The 18,235-nt window shown below is 59.7% G+C and carries 9 protein-coding genes and 1 pseudogene; 7 read left to right on the top strand and 3 right to left on the bottom strand.

The window, feature by feature from the left end; all coding sequences use genetic code 11:
* Nucleotides 1–8: 8 nt before the first annotated feature.
* Complete coding sequence (locus tag SLT36_RS26725) at nucleotides 9–710, top strand: LuxR C-terminal-related transcriptional regulator (protein ID WP_432285012.1); 702 nt, start codon at nucleotides 9–11, stop codon at nucleotides 708–710.
* 424 nt (nucleotides 711–1,134) lie between these two features.
* Here the strand turns inward: SLT36_RS26725 and SLT36_RS26720 are convergent, their stop codons facing one another.
* Nucleotides 1,135–2,496 carry an NAD(P)-binding domain-containing protein gene (locus SLT36_RS26720; protein WP_182576226.1) on the bottom strand — a complete coding sequence of 454 codons (1,362 nt, stop codon included), beginning with the start codon at nucleotides 2,494–2,496 and terminating at the stop codon, nucleotides 1,135–1,137.
* Between the two features lie 290 nt (nucleotides 2,497–2,786).
* Between SLT36_RS26720 and SLT36_RS26715 the strand changes: the two genes are divergently transcribed.
* Nucleotides 2,787–3,971 (top strand): ABC transporter substrate-binding protein, encoded by a 1,185-nt coding sequence (locus SLT36_RS26715; protein WP_432285011.1) that lies wholly within the window; start codon nucleotides 2,787–2,789, stop codon nucleotides 3,969–3,971.
* Here the strand turns inward: SLT36_RS26715 and SLT36_RS26710 are convergent.
* Nucleotides 3,954–4,679 carry a FadR/GntR family transcriptional regulator gene (locus tag SLT36_RS26710; RefSeq protein ID WP_432285010.1) on the bottom strand — a complete coding sequence of 242 codons (726 nt, stop codon included), beginning with the start codon at nucleotides 4,677–4,679 and terminating at the stop codon, nucleotides 3,954–3,956. The two genes, SLT36_RS26715 and SLT36_RS26710, sit on opposite strands and share 18 nt — an antisense overlap.
* Nucleotides 4,680–4,981: 302 nt before the next feature.
* On the opposite strand from SLT36_RS26710, the gene SLT36_RS26705 reads away from it, so the two are divergent.
* Nucleotides 4,982–7,348, top strand: coding sequence for a DUF1989 domain-containing protein (locus SLT36_RS26705; RefSeq protein WP_432285009.1), 2,367 nt, complete (start codon nucleotides 4,982–4,984; stop codon nucleotides 7,346–7,348).
* Between the two features lie 131 nt (nucleotides 7,349–7,479).
* Entirely contained in the window at nucleotides 7,480–8,223 is a 744-nt protein-coding gene (locus SLT36_RS26700) for a hypothetical protein (RefSeq protein ID WP_432285008.1), read from the top strand.
* Nucleotides 8,224–8,492: 269 nt separating this feature from the next.
* Here the strand turns inward: SLT36_RS26700 and SLT36_RS26695 are convergent, their stop codons facing one another.
* Nucleotides 8,493–10,583: a putative bifunctional diguanylate cyclase/phosphodiesterase gene (locus SLT36_RS26695; protein ID WP_432285007.1), complete on the bottom strand. Its 2,091-nt coding sequence runs from the start codon at nucleotides 10,581–10,583 to the stop codon at nucleotides 8,493–8,495.
* Between the two features lie 881 nt (nucleotides 10,584–11,464).
* On the opposite strand from SLT36_RS26695, the pseudogene SLT36_RS26690 reads away from it, so the two are divergent.
* The 3 genes and pseudogenes from SLT36_RS26690 to SLT36_RS26680 form a co-directional block, all read left to right on the top strand.
* Nucleotides 11,465–11,583, top strand: a pseudogene (locus SLT36_RS26690) (transposase); the annotation flags it as partial.
* 123 nt (nucleotides 11,584–11,706) lie between these two features.
* Nucleotides 11,707–16,707 (top strand): AAA domain-containing protein, encoded by a 5,001-nt coding sequence (locus SLT36_RS26685; RefSeq protein WP_143972561.1) that lies wholly within the window; start codon nucleotides 11,707–11,709, stop codon nucleotides 16,705–16,707.
* Nucleotides 16,704–18,218, top strand: coding sequence for a hypothetical protein (locus tag SLT36_RS26680; protein ID WP_143972560.1), 1,515 nt, complete (start codon nucleotides 16,704–16,706; stop codon nucleotides 18,216–18,218). Before SLT36_RS26685 ends, SLT36_RS26680 begins: the two co-directional genes overlap by 4 nt.
* Nucleotides 18,219–18,235: the final 17 nt, after the last annotated feature.

Raw genomic sequence — 18,235 nt, 5'->3', positions numbered from 1 at the left:
GGAGGAACATGAACGCCGAATGGAAGGGTCAGCGCCATGGCATCGGGATAGAGGTGGTGCCGGTGGTGAAGGAAAACAGGTTCAGGGTTCTGATCGCCGAGCGCAATCCGCTCGTCATCGCAGCCCTTGGCGACATGCTTTCACGTGACAGCCGCTTCGAGCTGGCAGAGAGCGTGCAGACCGGCAAGGCTTTCCTCGAGGCGGCCTCAACTGCTGCCCCACAGTTCGATATCGCGGTGCTGGGCTGGCGGCTGCAGGACATGGACTCCGGCGAGGTGCTGGCCGAGATGCAGCGGCGCGGTCTTCACGCCCGTGTGGTGATCTTCTCCAACGACCACGACATCTCGATCCTCAAGCAATGCGTGCGCCTTGGCGTCCAGGGCTTCTGTTATCAGTTTGACGATCCGGCGATCCTGTTCGACACGCTTGTCGCCGTCGCCCACGGCCGGATCTGCATCCCCTACATGGACGTGTCCAAGATCAACGACACGCCGCTGTCGCGGCTGACCGCACGTGAGCGCGAGCTTCTGTCGGTGCTGGCTGACGGCTGGACAAACCTGCAGATCGCTGCGCGCACCGGAATCTCGGAAAACACGGTCAAGTACCACCTCAAGAATCTCTACGACAAGCTCGACGTCCGCAACCGCGCGATGGCGGTGGCGCTCTACGCCAGCGAGAAAAACCGCGGGCCGCATCTGAGTTCGCAATAAACACCGGCTGCGGATGAGCTGTGCCCTGCGGGCCGGCCCATCCGCATTCGCCTCACTCATCGGCAGCCGCCACGGCACGCCTGGTCGCACCTCTTCGACAAGCCCAGAACCAGCCGCTCCCTCATATGCGAGCGGCGGAAACGTCTGTTGTCCGGGGCCTTCAGATCACAGGAATAGGGTTCCCCGCCGCTGTGAGTCGGGCAGGGCTGGGCCTGTTCTGGTCGAGGAAACGGGCAGCGGATCGGTGCGGATGACCTACCCGCTGGCTGCGCTCATTTGGAGGCGCGCAAACTGCGGGCCGACATGCTCCCGACGCAGCCCTTTTCGTTGCGCTGTCCGCCGAGAAGACACGCAAAAGCGATGCCGCCCCGACTGGGGCGGCCTTTCATATCGGGAAAGTCGGGCAGCCCTGTCGGGCGGCCTTTCACTCCGCCGCTTCGGCGGTGCGCAGGTAGGATTCCAGCGAGTCGTCGAGCGCGTCCTTCCACGGCGTGTGGTGGGCCGGCGCCATGGTCCCGGTGATGACCGATTTGTAGGAGTGGTTGCGGAACTCCATGATGCCCTTCTTCTTGTGTTCCTTCCACTCGAAGAAGGCCTCGTTGGCGCCGTCCACGTCGAAGCTCGGATAGTCGGTCTCGGCGATCAGCTCCTTGACGTATTCGCCCTGGTATTCGATCGCGTCATGCGAGTCCTTGCCGGCATCTTCGCCGGCAACGCGTTCCTGAACATCGTCGAGCAGCGCCTGCTTGCTGTCGGGCAGCTTGATGCGGCCGAGGATGACGTCGCGCGTCCACCAGGCCTGGGCGTCGAACATGTTGAAGGTGAACCACTGGTCCTGCATGCCGAGATAGAACATCGCCGGATTGTGGACGTAAGCCACGCCCTTGTAGAGGTCCGCGGTCGCAAGCCGGTTGGCGGTCCTGAGACGCAGGTCGTCGGGCAGGAACGGGAAGTGGTGCTTGTAGCCGGTGCACAGGATGATGGCGTCGATCTTCTTGGTCGAGCCGTCCTTGAAGGTCGCGGTGTTGATCTCGACCTTTTCCAGCAGCGGGCGCTCTTCCCAGTTGTCGGGCCATTTGAAGCCCATCGGCGCGGTGCGGTAGCAGTTGGTGATCGATTTGGCGCCGTACTTCCAGCACTGCGAGCCGATGTCCTCAGCTGAATAGCTGGTGCCGACGATCAGGATGTCCTTGCCTGCGAATTCGCGGGCGTCACGGAAGTCGTGGGCGTGCAGGATGCGGCCGTTGAAGCGGTCGAAGCCGGGGAATTCAGGAACGTTCGGGGTCGAGAAGTGGCCCGAGGCGACGATGACGTGGTCGAACTCCTCGGAGTAGCAGTGATCCTTGGGCAGGTCCTGGACGGTGACGGTGAACTTCTTGGTCTCCTTGTCCCAGGTGACCATGCGGACGGCGGTCTCGAAACGAATCCACTTGCGGACGCCGGCTTTCTTCACGCGGCCCTCGATGTAGTCGAACAGCACGGCGCGCGGCGGGTAGGACGCGATCTGCTTGCCGAAATGCTCCTCGAAGGAATAGTCGGCGAATTCCAGGCCCTCCTTGGGGCCGTTGGACCAGAGATAGCGGTACATCGAACCATGTACCGGCTCGCCATATTGGTCGAGGCCGGTGCGCCAGGTGTAGTTCCATAGGCCGCCCCAGTTGGCCTGCTTCTCGAAGCAGACAATTTCCGGGATGTCCGCGCCTTTCGCCGCGGCCGACTGGAATGCCCTCAACTGCGCCAGTCCAGATGGTCCGGCACCGATCACGGCGACACGCTTGGCTGTCATGGTTTCCTCCTTTTGGTATAGACCAAATTTCGTTATTGGTTCCTCTGGTTCAGTTATGTTGCCTGCCATTATACCAATTTGTCAACGACGTGTTTCCTGTGAGGAAGGAAAATTTCGCTCAGTTGGGGTGAAACGCCCGATTTTTGGTGGTATTCACAGCCATGACGAACTCCAGCTTTGCCCATCGACTCGCCGTTTCCAGCGTCCTGCCGCGGCTTTCCGTCGGCATGCCGGACGCGGTGAACATTGGATTCCTCGGACCGCTCAGCGGTCAAGTGGAGTCTTGGGGCTTGCCCGGACTGCATGGTTGCCGGATCTGGGAGGATTGGCTGAACCGAACCGGCGGGCTCTTGATCAACCGGCGCCGCTATCCGATCCGGATCGTCGAGTTCGATTGCGGCTACGATGCCGGCCGGGCGCTGGAGGGCGCGCGTCAACTGATCGAGCGGCATGACGTCAAGCTCTTGATGATGCTGGGCGGCGATACGATGGCCGAGATCAGGGATTATCTGAGCCAGCGCAAGGTCCTGACCTCGACCCTTTTGCCGAGCGACCTGTCGCCTGATACGCCATATCTGATCGCGCCCAGCGAACTGCACCCCATCTTCAATGTGACGGGGGTGGAGTGGCTGGCGCAAGCAAGGCCGGAATTGCGGACGGTGGCCGTCTGCAGCCAGACCGACGCGCTCGGCCTGCCTTCGCTTGCGACCTACCGCGCGGCCTTCAAGGCGGCCAAGTTGGGGGTTGCCAAGGAAATTCAGTACGATCCCGACACGACCGATGCGGCCGCGATCGTGCAGCCGATGCTGGAATCGGGTGCGGATATCCTGTGCTGGTGCACCAGCTATACGCCGATGGTCCATGCCATGACCGAATATGCGCATGCGCAGGGTTTCAAGGGCCAGATCATATCCTGCACGCTGGACTATTACGACCAACTCGTTAGCAGGACCTCGGTCGAATTCATGGAAGGCTTCGTGTTCCAGTTTCCCGACTTCGACGACGAGAAGCTGAACGACAAGACCTTCTTCTTCAACCGGCCGAAGGCCTTCTTCGACGAGTACAACAGCCGCTTCCCTGGCACCTGGACGGCGGTGAGCTGGGAATATGTCGCCATCCTCGACATCTGGCATGCGGCGGTTGAAAAATCGAACGGCGTCAACCCCGTATCCGTGCTGGCGGCGATGAAGCAGCTCGGCCACGTCACCCACGCCTTCGGCCCGGCCCATTGGTGGGGCGAGAGCATGTTCGGCATCGACAACGCGCTTGTCGGCGACTGGCCGGTGGTGACGATGAAGAACGGCAAGGCCAGGATCGCCGCCTTCGGCTCGATCCCGCGCTGGCTGAAACGCCATGGCGGCCTGCTCAAGCAGGAGATGTCGGATCTGGGGCAGTTGTGGGATCAGCGCCTGAGGGCGAGCGGCAACGGCACCGCCCTGCAGGCAAGGACGCCGGAATCAGTCCTGCAGAAGTAGCTTCTGCTCCTCGACGAGGTGCAGCTTGATGAACTCGACAGCGCGTTCGACGTCGCGAGAGGCGATCGCATTGAAAAGCGCATTGTAGCGCTGCTGGTATTCGAGGATCTTCTTTGGCGACAGGTGCCGGCGCAGCTGTGTGGTGCGGAAGCTCACCCGGCAGGCCTCGATCGCCAGATTGTAGCAGGATGCCAGCAGGGGATTGTGCGTGCCTTCGGCGATCTTGCGGTAGATTTCCTCTTCGCATTTGACGAAAGCGGCGACATCGGTCTGTACGTTTTCAATCTGCGACGTCAGCTGCTCCAGGTCCCAGACCTCGCGCGGGGTCATGTTGATGACCGCGAGACGGATCATTTCGGGCTCGAGGATGCCGCGCACGACAAGGTGGTCGAGCGGGCTGGTTTCCAGCGCGACCGAGCTCTCCGCCCTTTCCGGCACTTCTTCGGAGCGGTAGGTGACGAAACTGCCGCTGCCGGGCCGCCGCTTGATGACCTTGCGGTCTTCCAGCACGTCCAGCGCCTCGCGCACGGTGTTGCGGGCGACTCCCATCTCCGAGGCCAGCGCCCGTTCCGACGGAAGCCGCGTGTCGAGCGGGTATTCCTCCGAAATGATCTTGGCAAGCAAGCGGTCGAGAACGGTTTGCACCGTCGCTCCCACCGAGTAGGAGGCGATGATTTGCGATGTGAGTTGGCCGGTTTCAACCTTCATTGCGCGACCTTGCATGTCAGTCCTGCCTCGTGGCCACGGCACAGGACGAATCCCAGCGCAGCGTAGACCAATTTTGAAATATTTATCGAATCTGGTCCAGTACACGCTCGGAGGGGCAGGGACAATCGCGTGGCGGACGGCTGATCGGCGCTCCCCGATGGACCGCAAGGCTGTCTGCCGCATGGTCACCTCTCCGCATTTTTGATTACTGTGATGAAACGAAGCCTTGCGGCAGCGGCAAAATTGAGTATTCTTCTGGCTCAAATAATTTTACACACAGGCAAGTTTTAGACGAGGTGGCGATGACGATTTCAGTCTACCCCGAAATTGTGGCCGGCTCTCCGCGTCCGAGCCTGATCGTGCAGCCTGGCCTGTTGGTGCCCGGCATGGAGCGCTATCACGTGCCTGGTGGTGGTGCGGTGCTGATCGACATCGAGGCCGGCGATCATGTGACGGTGCGCAATCTCGAAGGCGGGCAGGCGTGTGAGCTGGTGGCGTTCGATGCTGCCGGCCGCGCCGATCCGGGCATGCTCGGCACGCGCTCGAACAGCGATGCCGCGGGGCTGAAGGCGCTGCTCGTCGATGGCGACGAGAGCCTGCAGAAGTTTCGGCTTGGTCTGGCGCGCCGCAAGCTCGAGCTTGGCCGGGTCGAGGCGGTGCGCTTCTTCGATGGCGCGACCGCTGCCGGTGTCGAGGAGCGTTTTGTCGTCTCGCGGCCGGGCTCGCTGGTGATTGCCGCACCCGGGGCGCCGATGTCGGTCGACAGCCAGGACACGACGACGCCCTTGGTGGTGATGGTCAAGCGGGCCAAGCTGCGTGCCGTGTCAGGCGGCTTCGAGCTGCCCGATCCGCTCGCCGATCCGGTGCTCGATATCAGGGTCAAGTCGAAGACGGCGGAGAGCTATTTCGTCAAGGCCGGCGACTACATCCAGATCATCGACGTCGACGGCCGCCAGTGCACCGACTTCCAGTGCTTTTCGGCGCGCAAGCTCGACAAGGGCAGGGACCTCGCCCTCGACGTCACCGCGACGCGCTCGCTGATGGGCCACGCCTATCCGATGCCCGGCCTGCATGCCAAATATTTCGACCAGGATTTCGAGCCGCTTGTCGAGGTCGTGCAGGACACCTGCGGCCGCCATGATGCCTTTGCGCTCGCCTGCTACGCCAAATATTACGACGACATCGGTTATCCCGGCCACATCAACTGCTCGGAGAACTTCAACGGCGCGCTTGTGCCGCATGGCGTCAATGCCCGCGCCGGCTGGATGGCGGTCAACTTCTTCTTCAACACCGGCATCGACGCCCATGGCGTGATGTTCTCGGACGAACCCTGGTCGCGGCCCGGCGACTATGTGCTGCTGAGAGCGCTGACCGACATCGTCTGCGTCTCCTCCGCCTGTCCCGACGACACCACGCCATCCAATGGCTGGAACCTCACCGACATCCACGTCCGGACCTATTCCGGCTCCAACACATTCCAGCGCGCGATCGCCCGACGCACGACCCCGGAGGCAGAACCCAAGATGACCCGCGAGACCGGCTTCCACGCAAGCTTTGCCAAGCACACCCGCAACTTCATCGAATACAAGGGCTTCTGGCTGCCGCAGGAATTCGCCAAGGAGGGCGCCATCGCCGAATATTGGGCCTGCCGTGAGAAGGCGGTGGTGATGGATCTCTCTGCCCTGCGCAAGTTCGAGGTCACCGGCCCTGATGCCGAAGCCTTGATGCAGTACACGCTGACCCGCGACGTCAAGAAGCTCGGTGTCGGCCAGGTCGTCTACACCGCCATGTGCTACGAGCATGGCGGCATGGTCGACGACGGCACACTGCTGCGTCTGGGCAAGGACAATTTCCGCTGGATCTGCGGCGACGACTATTCCGGCGTCTGGCTGCGTGAGCAGGCAGAGAAGCTCGGCCTCAAGGTGCTGGTCCGCTCCTCGACCGACCAGATGCACAACATCGCCGTCCAGGGTCCCAACAGCCGCGACATCCTGAAGGAGATCGTCTGGACGCCGCCGCACCAGCCGGCACTCGGCGAGCTCGAATGGTTCCGCTTCACCATCGGCCGCATCGGCGATGCACAGGGTGTCCCTGTAGTGGTGTCGCGCACGGGCTACACCGGCGAGCTCGGTTATGAGGTCTGGTGCCATCCGCGCGATGCCGAGACTGTCTTCGACGCGGTGTGGGCAGCGGGCCAGCCGCATGGGCTGAAGCCGATGGGCTTTGCCGCACTCGACATGGTGCGCATCGAGGCCGGGCTGATCTTTGCCAATTACGAGTTCTCCGACCAGACCGACCCGTTCGAGGCAGGCATCGGCTTCACCGTGCCCTTGAAGACCAAGACCGACGACTTCATCGGCCGCGAGGCGCTGATCCGGCGCAAGGACAACCCGATCCACAAGCTTGTCGGCCTCGACATCGACGCCAATGTCGCTGTCGGCCATGGCGACTGCGTCCATATCGGCCGCGCCCAGATCGGCATCGTCACCTCGTCGATGCGCTCGCCGATCCTCGGCAAGAACATCGCACTCGCCCGTGTCGAGGCAGCACATGCAGAGATCGGCACCGAGGTCGAGGTCGGCAAGCTCGACGGCCAGCAAAAGCGCCTGCCGGCCAGGATCGTGCCGTTCGCCCACTACGACCCCAAGAAGGAACGCCCACGGTCGTAGGCGCAACCGGCACCACACATCACCTTCGACAACGCAAAAGCCCCGCAAAGCCCCGCAACAGCGGGGCTTTCTGTTGGTAGCGGCGCCGATTTGGCCTATTCAGGTTCAGGGATAGCTCTGGGGAGGGCATCATGGACATATTTGCCTGGTCGCCGCTGGTCATGACGCTGCCCTTCATCCTTGTCGGGGGCATAGCCTTCTTCCTTGGTGCGGCGTTCTTGGCGGTTTTCGCCCGGCAGGCGGCCGATAACCCGCTGACCATGCCGGTCGCTGCCTTTGTCGGCACCATCACCACGGCCTGGGCGCTGTCGCTGGGCTTCACCGCCGCCGATGTCTGGTCGGTCAATTCCCGTGCCAGCCAGGTGGCGAGCGAGGAGCGATCCTCGATGATGCGGCTGGCTGGCATGGCAAAGCCCGAAGCACTGGCCTCGGCCGAGCTCATGGCAGGCCTCAAGGCCTACAAGGATGCTGTCGTTCAGATGGAATGGCAGAATGCGAACCGATCGCCCGAGCCTGTTGTCGAGCAGGCCCTGCAGGGCATCCGCCTTGCCATGATCGACCTGGCGAAGGCGGGGCATCCCGATCCGATCATCAGCCAGATGGTGCAGGATTTCGACGAATTGCAGGATGCCCGCAATTCGCGTCTTGCCATCGGCACGAGTTCGGTCAACCAGCTCAAATGGTATCTGGTGCTGTTCCTGACGATGCTGTCGGCGATCGTCGTCGGCGCTGTCCACGCCGACAGGCCGCATGCCGGCAGGAAGGCGATCCTGATCTTTGCCGTCACCGCCGGCGTCAGTCTGTGGATCCTGGCCCTGCACGCCAACCCTTATGTCGGAGTGGCACTGGTAACGTTGGGCGAAGTCCGGCTGTAGCGCAATTCCAGGGAAAACCGTATGGCGGTTTTCCGTCCTGGATTGCGCAAAGACGATAACTTAATCGGCCGGGCGCGTCAGCGCTTGCCGCGCACCGGCTCGGACGTCAGGCTGGCATAGGCAAGGGCCACAGCGAAGAAGCCAAAGGCGGAAAGCACGGCGGCAACGACGATGATGGTTTCGGTCGGCATGTCATTTCTCCAATCTGGACATGCCCTGATTTGAACCGATAGCCGGGACGGCGCCTTGATCTGGATCAATGGGCCGAATTAAGCGACGTGGGTCGCCTCCGTCCGCTGCGCTCCTGTGCTGTGGGTCTCCAGCCACGCCTCCGCCTGAGTGCTCGGCATCGGGAAGGCGATGCCATAGCCCTGTACGGCAGGGCAGCCGAGGTCGTGGAGCCAGGACAGCTCGACGTCGGTCTCCGCACCCTCGGCGACGATCGAGATGCCCAGGCCACGCGCCAGCTCGATGATCGCCTTGACGATCTTGGTGTTGGCCGGGTTCTTGTCGATGTCGCGGACGAAACGGCGGTCGATCTTCAGCCTGTCGACCTCGTTGGCGCTGATATGGGCGAGCGAAGCGTAGCCGGTGCCGAAGTCGTCCAACTCCAGCCGAATGCCGGCCTTGCGCAGGCGCTTCAGCGTCAGCCCGATGCCGGTGTTCTCGTCGTCGAGCATCACCGTTTCGACGATTTCGAGCGCCACCAGCCGTGTCGGCAGCCCTCGCTGCTTGAGCAGGTCGAGCAGGTGGCCGGCGAAATCCGCCTCGCGCAGCTCCTGCGCCGAAACGTTGAGCGAGAGTCGGCCGAAGTCGATGCCGGCGCGATGCCATTCGGCACCGGTCGCAATCGCCTTGGCAAAGACGATGCGGCCGAGCGCCGGCATCAGCCCGGCCTTTTCCGCCACTGGCAGAAACTCGCCTGGAGACACGTTGCTGCCCGCCATTTCCCACCGCACCAGCGCCTCGACACCGATGACCTTGCCGCCCTGCAGCGAAACCTGGGGCTGGTAGTGAACGGCGAAGGCCTGGCTTGCGATGGCGCAGCGCAGCTCGCGTTCGAGATTGGCCTTCTCCTCGAACTTGTCGCGCAGGGTCGTTGCGAAAAGCTGGTAGCCGCCACGCCCCTCGGCCTTGGCAAGATAGAGCGCCAGGTCCGCATTGACGATCAGGTCGCCGACAGTGCCATTGCCGCCTTGGTACAGGGCGATGCCGGCGCTGGCGCTCGGCTTCAGTGACGTCCCGGCGAATTCCAGTGGCTGCTTGAGCCCGGCGACGATGCGCTCCGCCACGTCGACGGCGTCCGCTTCGGAGCCGACGTCGTTGAGGATGACGGTGAACTCGTCGCCGCCGAGGCGCACGCACACATCCGAATCGCGCACGGCGGTGACAAGACGCATCGCCGTCTCGATCAGCACGGCATCGCCCGCGGCATGGCCCATCGTGTCGTTGATGGTCTTGAAGTGGTCGAGGTCGAGATGGATGACAGCCATCATCTCGCCCTTGCGCTTGGCGGTGGCAAGCGCCGTTTCCATGTAGTCGTTGAGGAAGGCCCTGTTGTAGAGGCCGGTCAGCGCGTCGTGGTTGGCGGCGAAGTTCATCTGGTCGCGCGCCTTGAGCAACTCGCTGGTGCAGGACACCACTCGGCGCACCAGCGGCCGGAAGATCAGGATGGCCTCGGCCAGGAGCAGAAGCAAAGTGAGCACGAAGACGGTCAGGTGGATCTTTTCGACGGCTGCACCCTTCTCGGCCGCCTCGGATGAGAACAGCCGGGTCAGCGTCTCATACTCGCGCCGGACCTTTTCGGCGACATAGAGCCTGAGCGCGCTGAAATGGGCCACGGCGTCGTCGGGCATCGGCGCCGAGACCGAGGCGGGAAGCATATCGAGGAACGAATTGACCGTGTGGGCAAGGATCCGCGTCGAAGCATCGATCTGGCCGGGCGCCTCGTCGAACAGCCTGGTGGCTTCCTCCGACAGCGCCAGCCGGTACAGTGGTGACTGCGTCTCGGGCGATCCTTCGCGCAAGATCTTCTCATTGGCGAGAAAGGCGGCCAGCGTCGCCGTCAGGTTCTGGCGCGCCTGTGTGCGTAGCCATTGGGCGTCAGCCGTATAGGCCTCGGTCGCGGTCAGGAGGATGCGTTGCGACAGCAATTGCTGGCGGGCGCCGAGTTCGATCAGCGCCGTCTTCTGGATGTTGGCCGAAATGACCGAACTGAGCAGGAAGAAGCTGGCGGTGGCCAGCGAGCCGATCAGGATCAGCGCCGCGACATAGGACACCTTGGTCTTGTGCATCAGCCCATGCGCGAGTTTCCGGTGTTCCGACCCGGGCTCCACCCGGTCGTGTTGCGACGTCTCCATCCCACTTCCTCCTCAAGAAGTTCCCCCGGGAGGTGAAATTGCAGATGAATGGTGAATCCGATGTAAATCTGATGGTTGCCAAAATGTAATTACGTAAGCGATTGTTAGATTTCTGCTGTTTTCTCCCAAACATTGGGCGCAAATGGAGGAAATGTACAAGTTGGAGCAATTTTTATTCGGAAGAGCTGCTCCGCGTGCGGCGTCGGGCTTGGCTGGCGAAGGTCAACGCGGGCAGCCCTCCTGTCGCGTCTGGTAGAGTGCTTACGGAGGGGGCTGGCCGAGCAAAGACGGCAAGGATCGAGCGACATGCGCTGACGTTGCTGGCAAACTGACAGGGTATTCTGTGAGGAGAAGGAAGGTGGTGCCCAGAGGCGGAATCCAAGTAAATGAAATCTGGTTTTGCTTTCAAATGTTTGTGGTTCGCATAGCCACGGCACCTACCAACAGGACTACCAACAAAATATTTCTGTGGATTAGTTTGGTTCCCAAACCTCGCTCTGCACGCTACGACGCCGGCATACCTGCACCTTATCTCACAAGCCGATAGCGGTTGCTACTTGGGGTGGCCCAGTTCGTCCCCCTTCAATGACATCCCATGATCCGGGGGGTCGAGTCGGGAGAGGGATACCGCCAATACAGTGCTGCCACTGAATTCGTTTGCTAACTCGATTCCTTTGCAAGTTATAGGGCGGTTTGCAGCCTTAAATCGTGTCCCCGCAACCAATTCTGTCATAAATCAATAGCCGTCCCGGTCTAGCCGGGGCGGTTTCTTGCGTTTTAAAGGCAAGGGACGTCTCGGTGGCGCGTTGCGCTCGAGCCGACCTTGCCCCTCTGATCTAATCCGGTTTGAAGTTCGTCTGGCCCATCGAGAGGACCAGGACATGAAACGCAGCCGCTTCTCTGAAGAGCAGGTCATCGGAATTTTGAAGGAACACGAGGCCGGGTATCGGTTGCCGATCTGTGCCGCAAGCACGGGGTCAGCGACGCCTCGATCTACAACTGAAAGGCTCGCTTCGGCGGGATGGATATTCAACTGGGCGTTGACGCGCGCTCGCTCTTGAACGCATGACTGGGGCATGCTCGATACTGTAGGTTGGCCCGTGATTGGGTCGGGGGAGTAGTCTTGCACATCACGAACAGCGGGCGCGGCATTCACCAGCGCGAAGTCAAAGGCATTGACCGACTGAAGGCAGCTATGCCGCGGGACTGGTATGCCTTTACGAATCTTGATCTGGCGCTGGGAGCCGGAAAAGCTCGGGAGATAGACGTTATCCTCGTCACCAACCGCCGGATCTTCGCGATCGACCTCAAGGATTGGTACGGCAACATCGAGAGCGTAGACGGTCGATGGCTTCTCGATGGCCACGACAAAGACGCGTCGCCGGTCGGCAAAATAAACGACATCGCGCGGCAGTTGGGAATATTGCTAACTAAGGAATTTGCGAAACGACCAGAGACAAAGCATGTCCCGGTCCCACGGGTTGAAGGCCTCGTCGTCCTCATCGGTAAAGCGGACCGCTCTGGAATTACCGAAGCCGAACGGGCGAAGGTCCTCACCCTCGGTGAATTCAAAGCAGCCGTGTTCCCCGATCAATCAGATCGAGCGACCTTCGGGAATATTGCAGAATACATCGTCCATCATCCACTCACCGAATCAACCTGGAAAGAACGCCTGAGCCGCTTCTTCAACGCAGGGCCAACGACGCTTTTCAAGCCAGGGCGGAGAAGCTTTCAGAGGTATGTTGCTGATGATTCGTCGACGTTCGAGCACCCTGATGGCATTTACCGAGAATATGACGCTCGTGAAGAGGGGACGCCCCCGAGCTTCGGTACTCTTCGCCTTTGGGATTTTACCAAGGTAAAGGACGCTCGGTTCCAGACAGAGGAAGGTCGTCTGGAAATCGCGGGCCGGGAACGCCAAGTCTATCACTGGCTGCGCGACAGGAGCGACAGCATTGATCGGAACCTGCTAACGCCAAGGCTCGAAGATCCCGATCGGAGTGTTCACTACTGGGAGATCTACGACCGCCGACCACGGCTGAAGCGATTATCTGACTTTGCCAAGACCGAGGTGAAGAGCCTTTCGCCCGTCGAACGTATAGAGCTCGCGCGACAGCTTTTGTCGGTTCAGGCGGAACTTCATCGCAATTCTGCGGCCCATCTGGATCTTGGCGGGCACAGCATTTGGCTTGAAGCACCGACCACCGTCCAGATTTCTCACCTTTTCGCCGCACGTTTCCCCGAGGTGAGATCTCTCGGCGACTCTCGGTATCATTTTCTGGCGAGCGTAACCGTCCCTGAGGACGTGCTTGGCGAAAACGCGGGGCCAATGCGACGGGACGTCTTCCTCGGCGCGGTCGCAGTGCACCAAATTATCTATGGCTGTCTGCCCGGTGGCAATCCGCCGGAGTGGTCTGCCGCCGTCGATGCAGGAGCTGAGTTCGAGGTCTTGCATCATTGGTTTGCGGAGGGCCTGGAGCTTGATGCGAAGAAGCGTTTTCCAGACGCTCGTGCAGCTCTTGAGGCATTCAACAAGGCAACTGTACAGCATCCTACCCCTGAAGAGGTTCAGATCGGACTGGCTCGATATCGGGAGGTCATACGTTCCCAATTAGCTTTGGCGTCAGCGTATCCAGTTGTCGGAGAACCGATTCGCGAGAGCGATCGCTTGGATGCATGGCGTACTGCCGCAGACGATAAGCAACTCGTGGTTAAATTGTGGAAGCAATCAGCCTGGGGCGACCTCCGAAAAGAGGGCGCGCGGATACTCGCCTTCCTCGATAGAGCAGCAGAGATCAAAGCCGACGAGCCAGAGGGCATCCCGGCCATTCATACTATCGCTTGGCTTGGCGACGCTTTTGCGGTGGTCCAAGAATGGATCGAGGGTTCCTCACTGCTTTCGATCATCGAGGAGCACCCGCAACGATGGCAAATGGCGATCGAAGCCTTGGCTGCGGTGCGGCGGCTGATCAAAATTGTCGAAAATCTCCATGCTACGGGTGTCGGTCACGGAGATCTGAAGCCTGAGAACATCGTAATCCGCGAAGATGGAAAAACGTTCCTGATAGATATTCTGGACTTCTCGTCACTTTCGGAAGGCGAAATACAAAATTCCGCGTATGCGATTGCTGGGGGCGATCGCTTCGAACGCGACAGATATGGCCTTACTTGCTTGGCAGAGGAGATTTTTGGCGCCGCACGCTTCAAACCGGAGCATGCTAGCCGACTCTCGAAAGCGATCGCGACCTGCAGGGAAATGGAGCCGCGTCTTGCGACGATTCTTCCCCTCGTGGAGGCAATCGACAAAACGTTAGGCGAGTTGGAGGAGGCCGACAGTGATCTCGCGACCGCCGCCGCCACTGTGCTCACGTTAGCCATCCGCGGTTCCGAAATCGGTGCGCTGGAGCCGGACGAAGGACGTTTCTTTTTGCGCAGTTACCGGAGCCCAGTGCGTGGACCAGCCACTGTGCATTTGCGAGGTGCGTTTGAGGAAATCGAATTCCGACTAGACGACGCTGGAAAATTAAAATCTGCGACCCGTCGCAGACTGAGCCAGACGCGCATTGGAATTGTCGCCCGTCACGAGGTGTTTAACTTCGAAGGGGAAGTGCTCGTCGAACGCTCGGACCACAATGATTTTTCTTCTATGGAGCAGTTTCTTGAAGGTGACGCTATTGCAGCCTCGCTTGCAGGAAACGGCCGCGATCTCGACCCGAGCTCTCTTGAAGTTGGTGATCTCGGGGCGTCAGATGAAGACGACGAGGAACGACTGATTGAAGAGATAGCGGCGACTCCAGTTGCCGGACCGGACTCTGTCGACGTTCCTTTGCTCTGGCGCAACCTTATCGACAGCGAGAAGGAACTGACCACAGAGGGCGTGGCCCAAACGGACAGTATTTTTGACGGAGCTGCCGGACGGCACCGGCTCTCGTTTGAGTTGGAAAGCGGGACCTTTGATTTCGACCGCAACGATACAGTCGCGGTCGAGAGGTTGGGAAACAAGGGTATTTGGCGCCGAATTGGAGAGCTCGACGTTCAAAACTCGAGAGCCAGTCTCGTGGTGATAGAGACGACGCAGTACGGCAGCGCCGGCAGGCGCCTTGTCGAGGATGGACAGCGGCTACGCTTTGTCAGCCATTTTGAAACCGAGAGTCTTCGTCGCCGTGGAGAGGCCGTGGACCGCATACTAGCTGGCAACGGTCGCGCCGGCAGCCTTGTCTCCGTCTTCGATCCACGGACTAGAGCGGTTCCTAAGGTTGTCCCTCACTCGCTTAAGAGACTGGAACTAGCTAAATACGACTTGAACGCAGACCAGGTCGCGGCGTTCGAACGCATCATCTCTGCGCGCCCTTTGGGTCTTTTGCAGGGGCCTCCGGGAACTGGGAAAACGCGGTTTATTGCAGCGCTGGCTCACTACGCGATCACGGAAGGCCTCGCTCGAAACGTTCTCTTGTCAAGCCAGTCGCACGAGGCAGTGAATACCGCCGCCGAAGCATTGCTCAAGCTGTTCCGAGCATCGAAGGAGGAACCAAGCATGCTTCGGGTGGCGATGAACGACGATCAGGTTTCCGATCCGATCAGAGGATACCACACACGCAAAGTCGAGCAGGCCTTCAAGGATCGCTTTCATGCTTCTTTTAGTGAGCGAATGCACATTGTGGGCACTGCGCTGGGCATGCCGCCTGAAATCGTCAACGAGGCAATTTTGATCGAAACTGCGATCCGGCCGATTGGGCGAAGGCTTGCGGAATTCCAGACAGCTTCGGAGCCTCCGCAGGAGCGTATAAATGGGCTGAAGGAAACCTTGGGTGCGATGCTCGTGCAGCTCGGGTTAGACCCCTCATTGGTGGATGATATTGACGGCAGCGCTGATGATTTCAATCACACCTTAGTTGAGTGCCTTATGACGCGCCACGGGAGGTCGGGTGCCGCTAGCGCGGACAAGCTCAACCGACTTCTCTCTGCGGCGAGGTTGGGGCGAGACTTCGTCGGCAGCGCATCACGATCGCAGCGCAGTTTCGAGACCTTTCTTGCAGGCACTCGGCAAGTTGTGATCGGCACATGTGTTGGGCTCGGGCGAGCTTCCCTTGGCTTGACCAGCACTGCGTTCGATTTGGTTATCGTTGACGAAGCCGCAAGATGCACGGCTAGCGAGCTTCTGGTCCCGTTGCAGGTGGCTCGGTGGGCAGTGCTTGTAGGTGATCAAGCCCAGCTTCAGCCGCAGCACAAGGCCGAGGTTATCGAACAGGTTGCTGAAAGGACAAAGATCGCGAAGAACGAGATCCAACGAAGCGACTTTGAAAGGGTATTCGAGACGAAATATGGATTGGCGGCGGGCGCGCGCCTACGGACCCAGTACCGCATGCTTCCTCCAATCGGAAAGCTGGTTTCGGAGGCCTTTTATCCAAAACTCGATCTCGAGGCCGGCAGAGAAAAGCCGGCGATTGATCTCAACCTGTTGCCTGGGGAACTGTCCCACCCTCTGACCTGGATAGAAACTGACGATTTGGGAGAAGCGGCATATGACGCGAAAATGAAGGAAGGGGGAAGCAGGCAGAACAGGGTCGAGGCCGACGCAATCGTAGCGACGTTGGAAACATGGTGTGCTCACTCGCCCTTTCGCCAATGGCTTGAAGCGCAGACGGAGTTTCCAATCGCCGTCGGAATAATTTGCATGTACGCAGCCCAAAGGGACCTCATCCATCGGAAGCTTCTTAGATCATCGGTATCGGAGCTGCTGACTAAGCACATCAAGGTAGGAACCGTAGACAGCTACCAAGGCAAGGAAAACCCGATTGTCGTGCTTTCGTTGGTGCGGAATAACATCGATGGAGCGCAGGAAGGCCCGGTTCGCACTATTCGGGAAGGCTTCCTCGTCGCTCCCAACCGGATAAATGTTGCCGCCAGCAGAGCAATGGACCGCTTGGTAATCGTTGGGGCTCGACACCGCTGGCGTACCGCTGGTCCGATGGGGCAATTGGTAGCTGGCTTCGCGAAACGTGTGGTCGAGGGTTCGGCGCGAACTGTGACTGCCAGGGAGATTTTGGAACCTAGATTCAACGAAAATGCGTCGCCAAAAGAGAGCCGCGGTGAAGGACCTACCGGTGGCAGGAGGAGGAAATGATTGGCCGTCCCATACTGCGTCTGAAGGTCGATGAACTCGTCCCTCCCGAAGAAGACAAGCGAATGGAAATGGGAGTCTATGATCTCCTGTTGCCGTGTCGACGTTACGATATCTCGTACAAGGTGGCCATCTTAGGGTTGGTAAGCCCCACGTTGGAATTCCTGTTGCGCCTCGTCAAAGCGGTGCCTGGTCTTAGCGAGGACGATGCGCGCGAGTTCTTCGGCTACGATCGTGTTGAGATGGAATATGTGCTCGAAGAAGCTACTGGACCTGGCTACTTGGAACGCGAAGGAGCACGGCTTTGGCTGGCAAATCCCGGTGAAAGACTCTTTAACGACGGAGACGATGGCCCGGTGATTTATAAGGTTGAGGGCCGACGTGGATCCTATGGGTTTGATCTAATTGCCTTGGCTCCTGAGCTTCAACGTAGTTTAGACAAGTTGGAGCAGGGTCTTCCAGACTTGGTGTTGGACGAGGAGGCAACCTCTGGGACAATCTCGAAAGATATTCCTGATCGATTTCGTCGCTTCTTTCGCGAACTAGGCGACCGATCGGATCGTGAACAGGTGCAGAAGCGGGATCTATATTCAATCGATAGCGTGTCGCCTGGCGATCGCTTCCAAGTCCCCATACGGATGAAGGTTTATGCACAGGCTGCCAATCCAAGTTTGGGCGAAATTGACCTAAACGCTTGGCGACCCGATGTCGAACTTGGGGACAGACCGGAGGTCGAAAGGGCCGCAGGTCATTTCCTTACGACAGGCCTGCGTGCCAGCTCTCGACCTGACCGTGATGGCGCTGCCTACCAAACTCTGATTGATTTGGCGCCTGAGTTCCTTGGTGATTTCACGATTCAGGCTGGATTGTCGGTAAAGCGATATTGGCGCGAAGCTGTCTCGCGCACAGGCGACCCCAGAACGGACCGTATGACTGTACCGCTCGTCGGACAGATCACCACACAACAGAATATCGAGCGGCTTTTGAGAGTGGTCGATTATGGGATCCGTAATGTCGAGGAACCGCCAGGCGTTGTCCTTTCCGTGCCTCCTAACGTTGGCTTTTGGGGCGCTACTTCTCTTCTTCGCGATGTTATCGCGCTCTTGCGACGCAGGGTGGGGGCAGACGAGGGTAACGACGAGAACGAGCCACAGAGCTACTGCATTGTTGCCGGCAAGCCAGCGAAGTATGTCGAACAAGCTTTCGATCGCGTGGAGATTCTTGACGCCTTTGAAGTGTCTCCATCTCTAGAAATGCTGCTTTTGCCGGGAGTTGCTTTTGCGGCACTGGTTCATGCCCCGATCGGAACACAGACAGGAACCGCCGCCCCACTTGGTTTCGCATCATTCGATCCGGTCGTCCTTGATAGGGCCCATTCATTTGTCATAGACCGGGTACTTAGATACGTCGGAAACGACGTGCTGCGGAGTGATGTGGAGCGGGCAATGGCGATCCCGCGGAAAGTAAAATCAGCAGAAACTATGCCGGAATCCGGAGAATCTACATTAAAATAGATCTAAAAATTTGATAT

The sequence above is a fragment of the Aminobacter sp. BA135 genome, assembly GCF_050859125.1.
Classification (GTDB): domain Bacteria; phylum Pseudomonadota; class Alphaproteobacteria; order Rhizobiales; family Rhizobiaceae; genus Aminobacter; species Aminobacter ciceronei.
This window is presented reverse-complemented; position numbering and strand designations above follow the sequence as displayed.

Bases quoted from the DNA above. Each gene is read 5' to 3' on its own strand.
- SLT36_RS26725 (WP_432285012.1), top strand. From the start codon at position 9: ATGAACGCCGAATGGAAGGGTCAGCGCCATGGCATCGGGATAGAGGTG.
- SLT36_RS26720 (WP_182576226.1), bottom strand. From the start codon at position 2,496: ATGACAGCCAAGCGTGTCGCCGTGATCGGTGCCGGACCATCTGGACTG.
- SLT36_RS26710 (WP_432285010.1), bottom strand. From the start codon at position 4,679: ATGAAGGTTGAAACCGGCCAACTCACATCGCAAATCATCGCCTCCTAC.
- SLT36_RS26705 (WP_432285009.1), top strand. From the start codon at position 4,982: ATGACGATTTCAGTCTACCCCGAAATTGTGGCCGGCTCTCCGCGTCCG.
- SLT36_RS26700 (WP_432285008.1), top strand. From the start codon at position 7,480: ATGGACATATTTGCCTGGTCGCCGCTGGTCATGACGCTGCCCTTCATC.
- SLT36_RS26695 (WP_432285007.1), bottom strand. From the start codon at position 10,583: ATGGAGACGTCGCAACACGACCGGGTGGAGCCCGGGTCGGAACACCGG.
- SLT36_RS26680 (WP_143972560.1), top strand. From the start codon at position 16,704: ATGATTGGCCGTCCCATACTGCGTCTGAAGGTCGATGAACTCGTCCCT.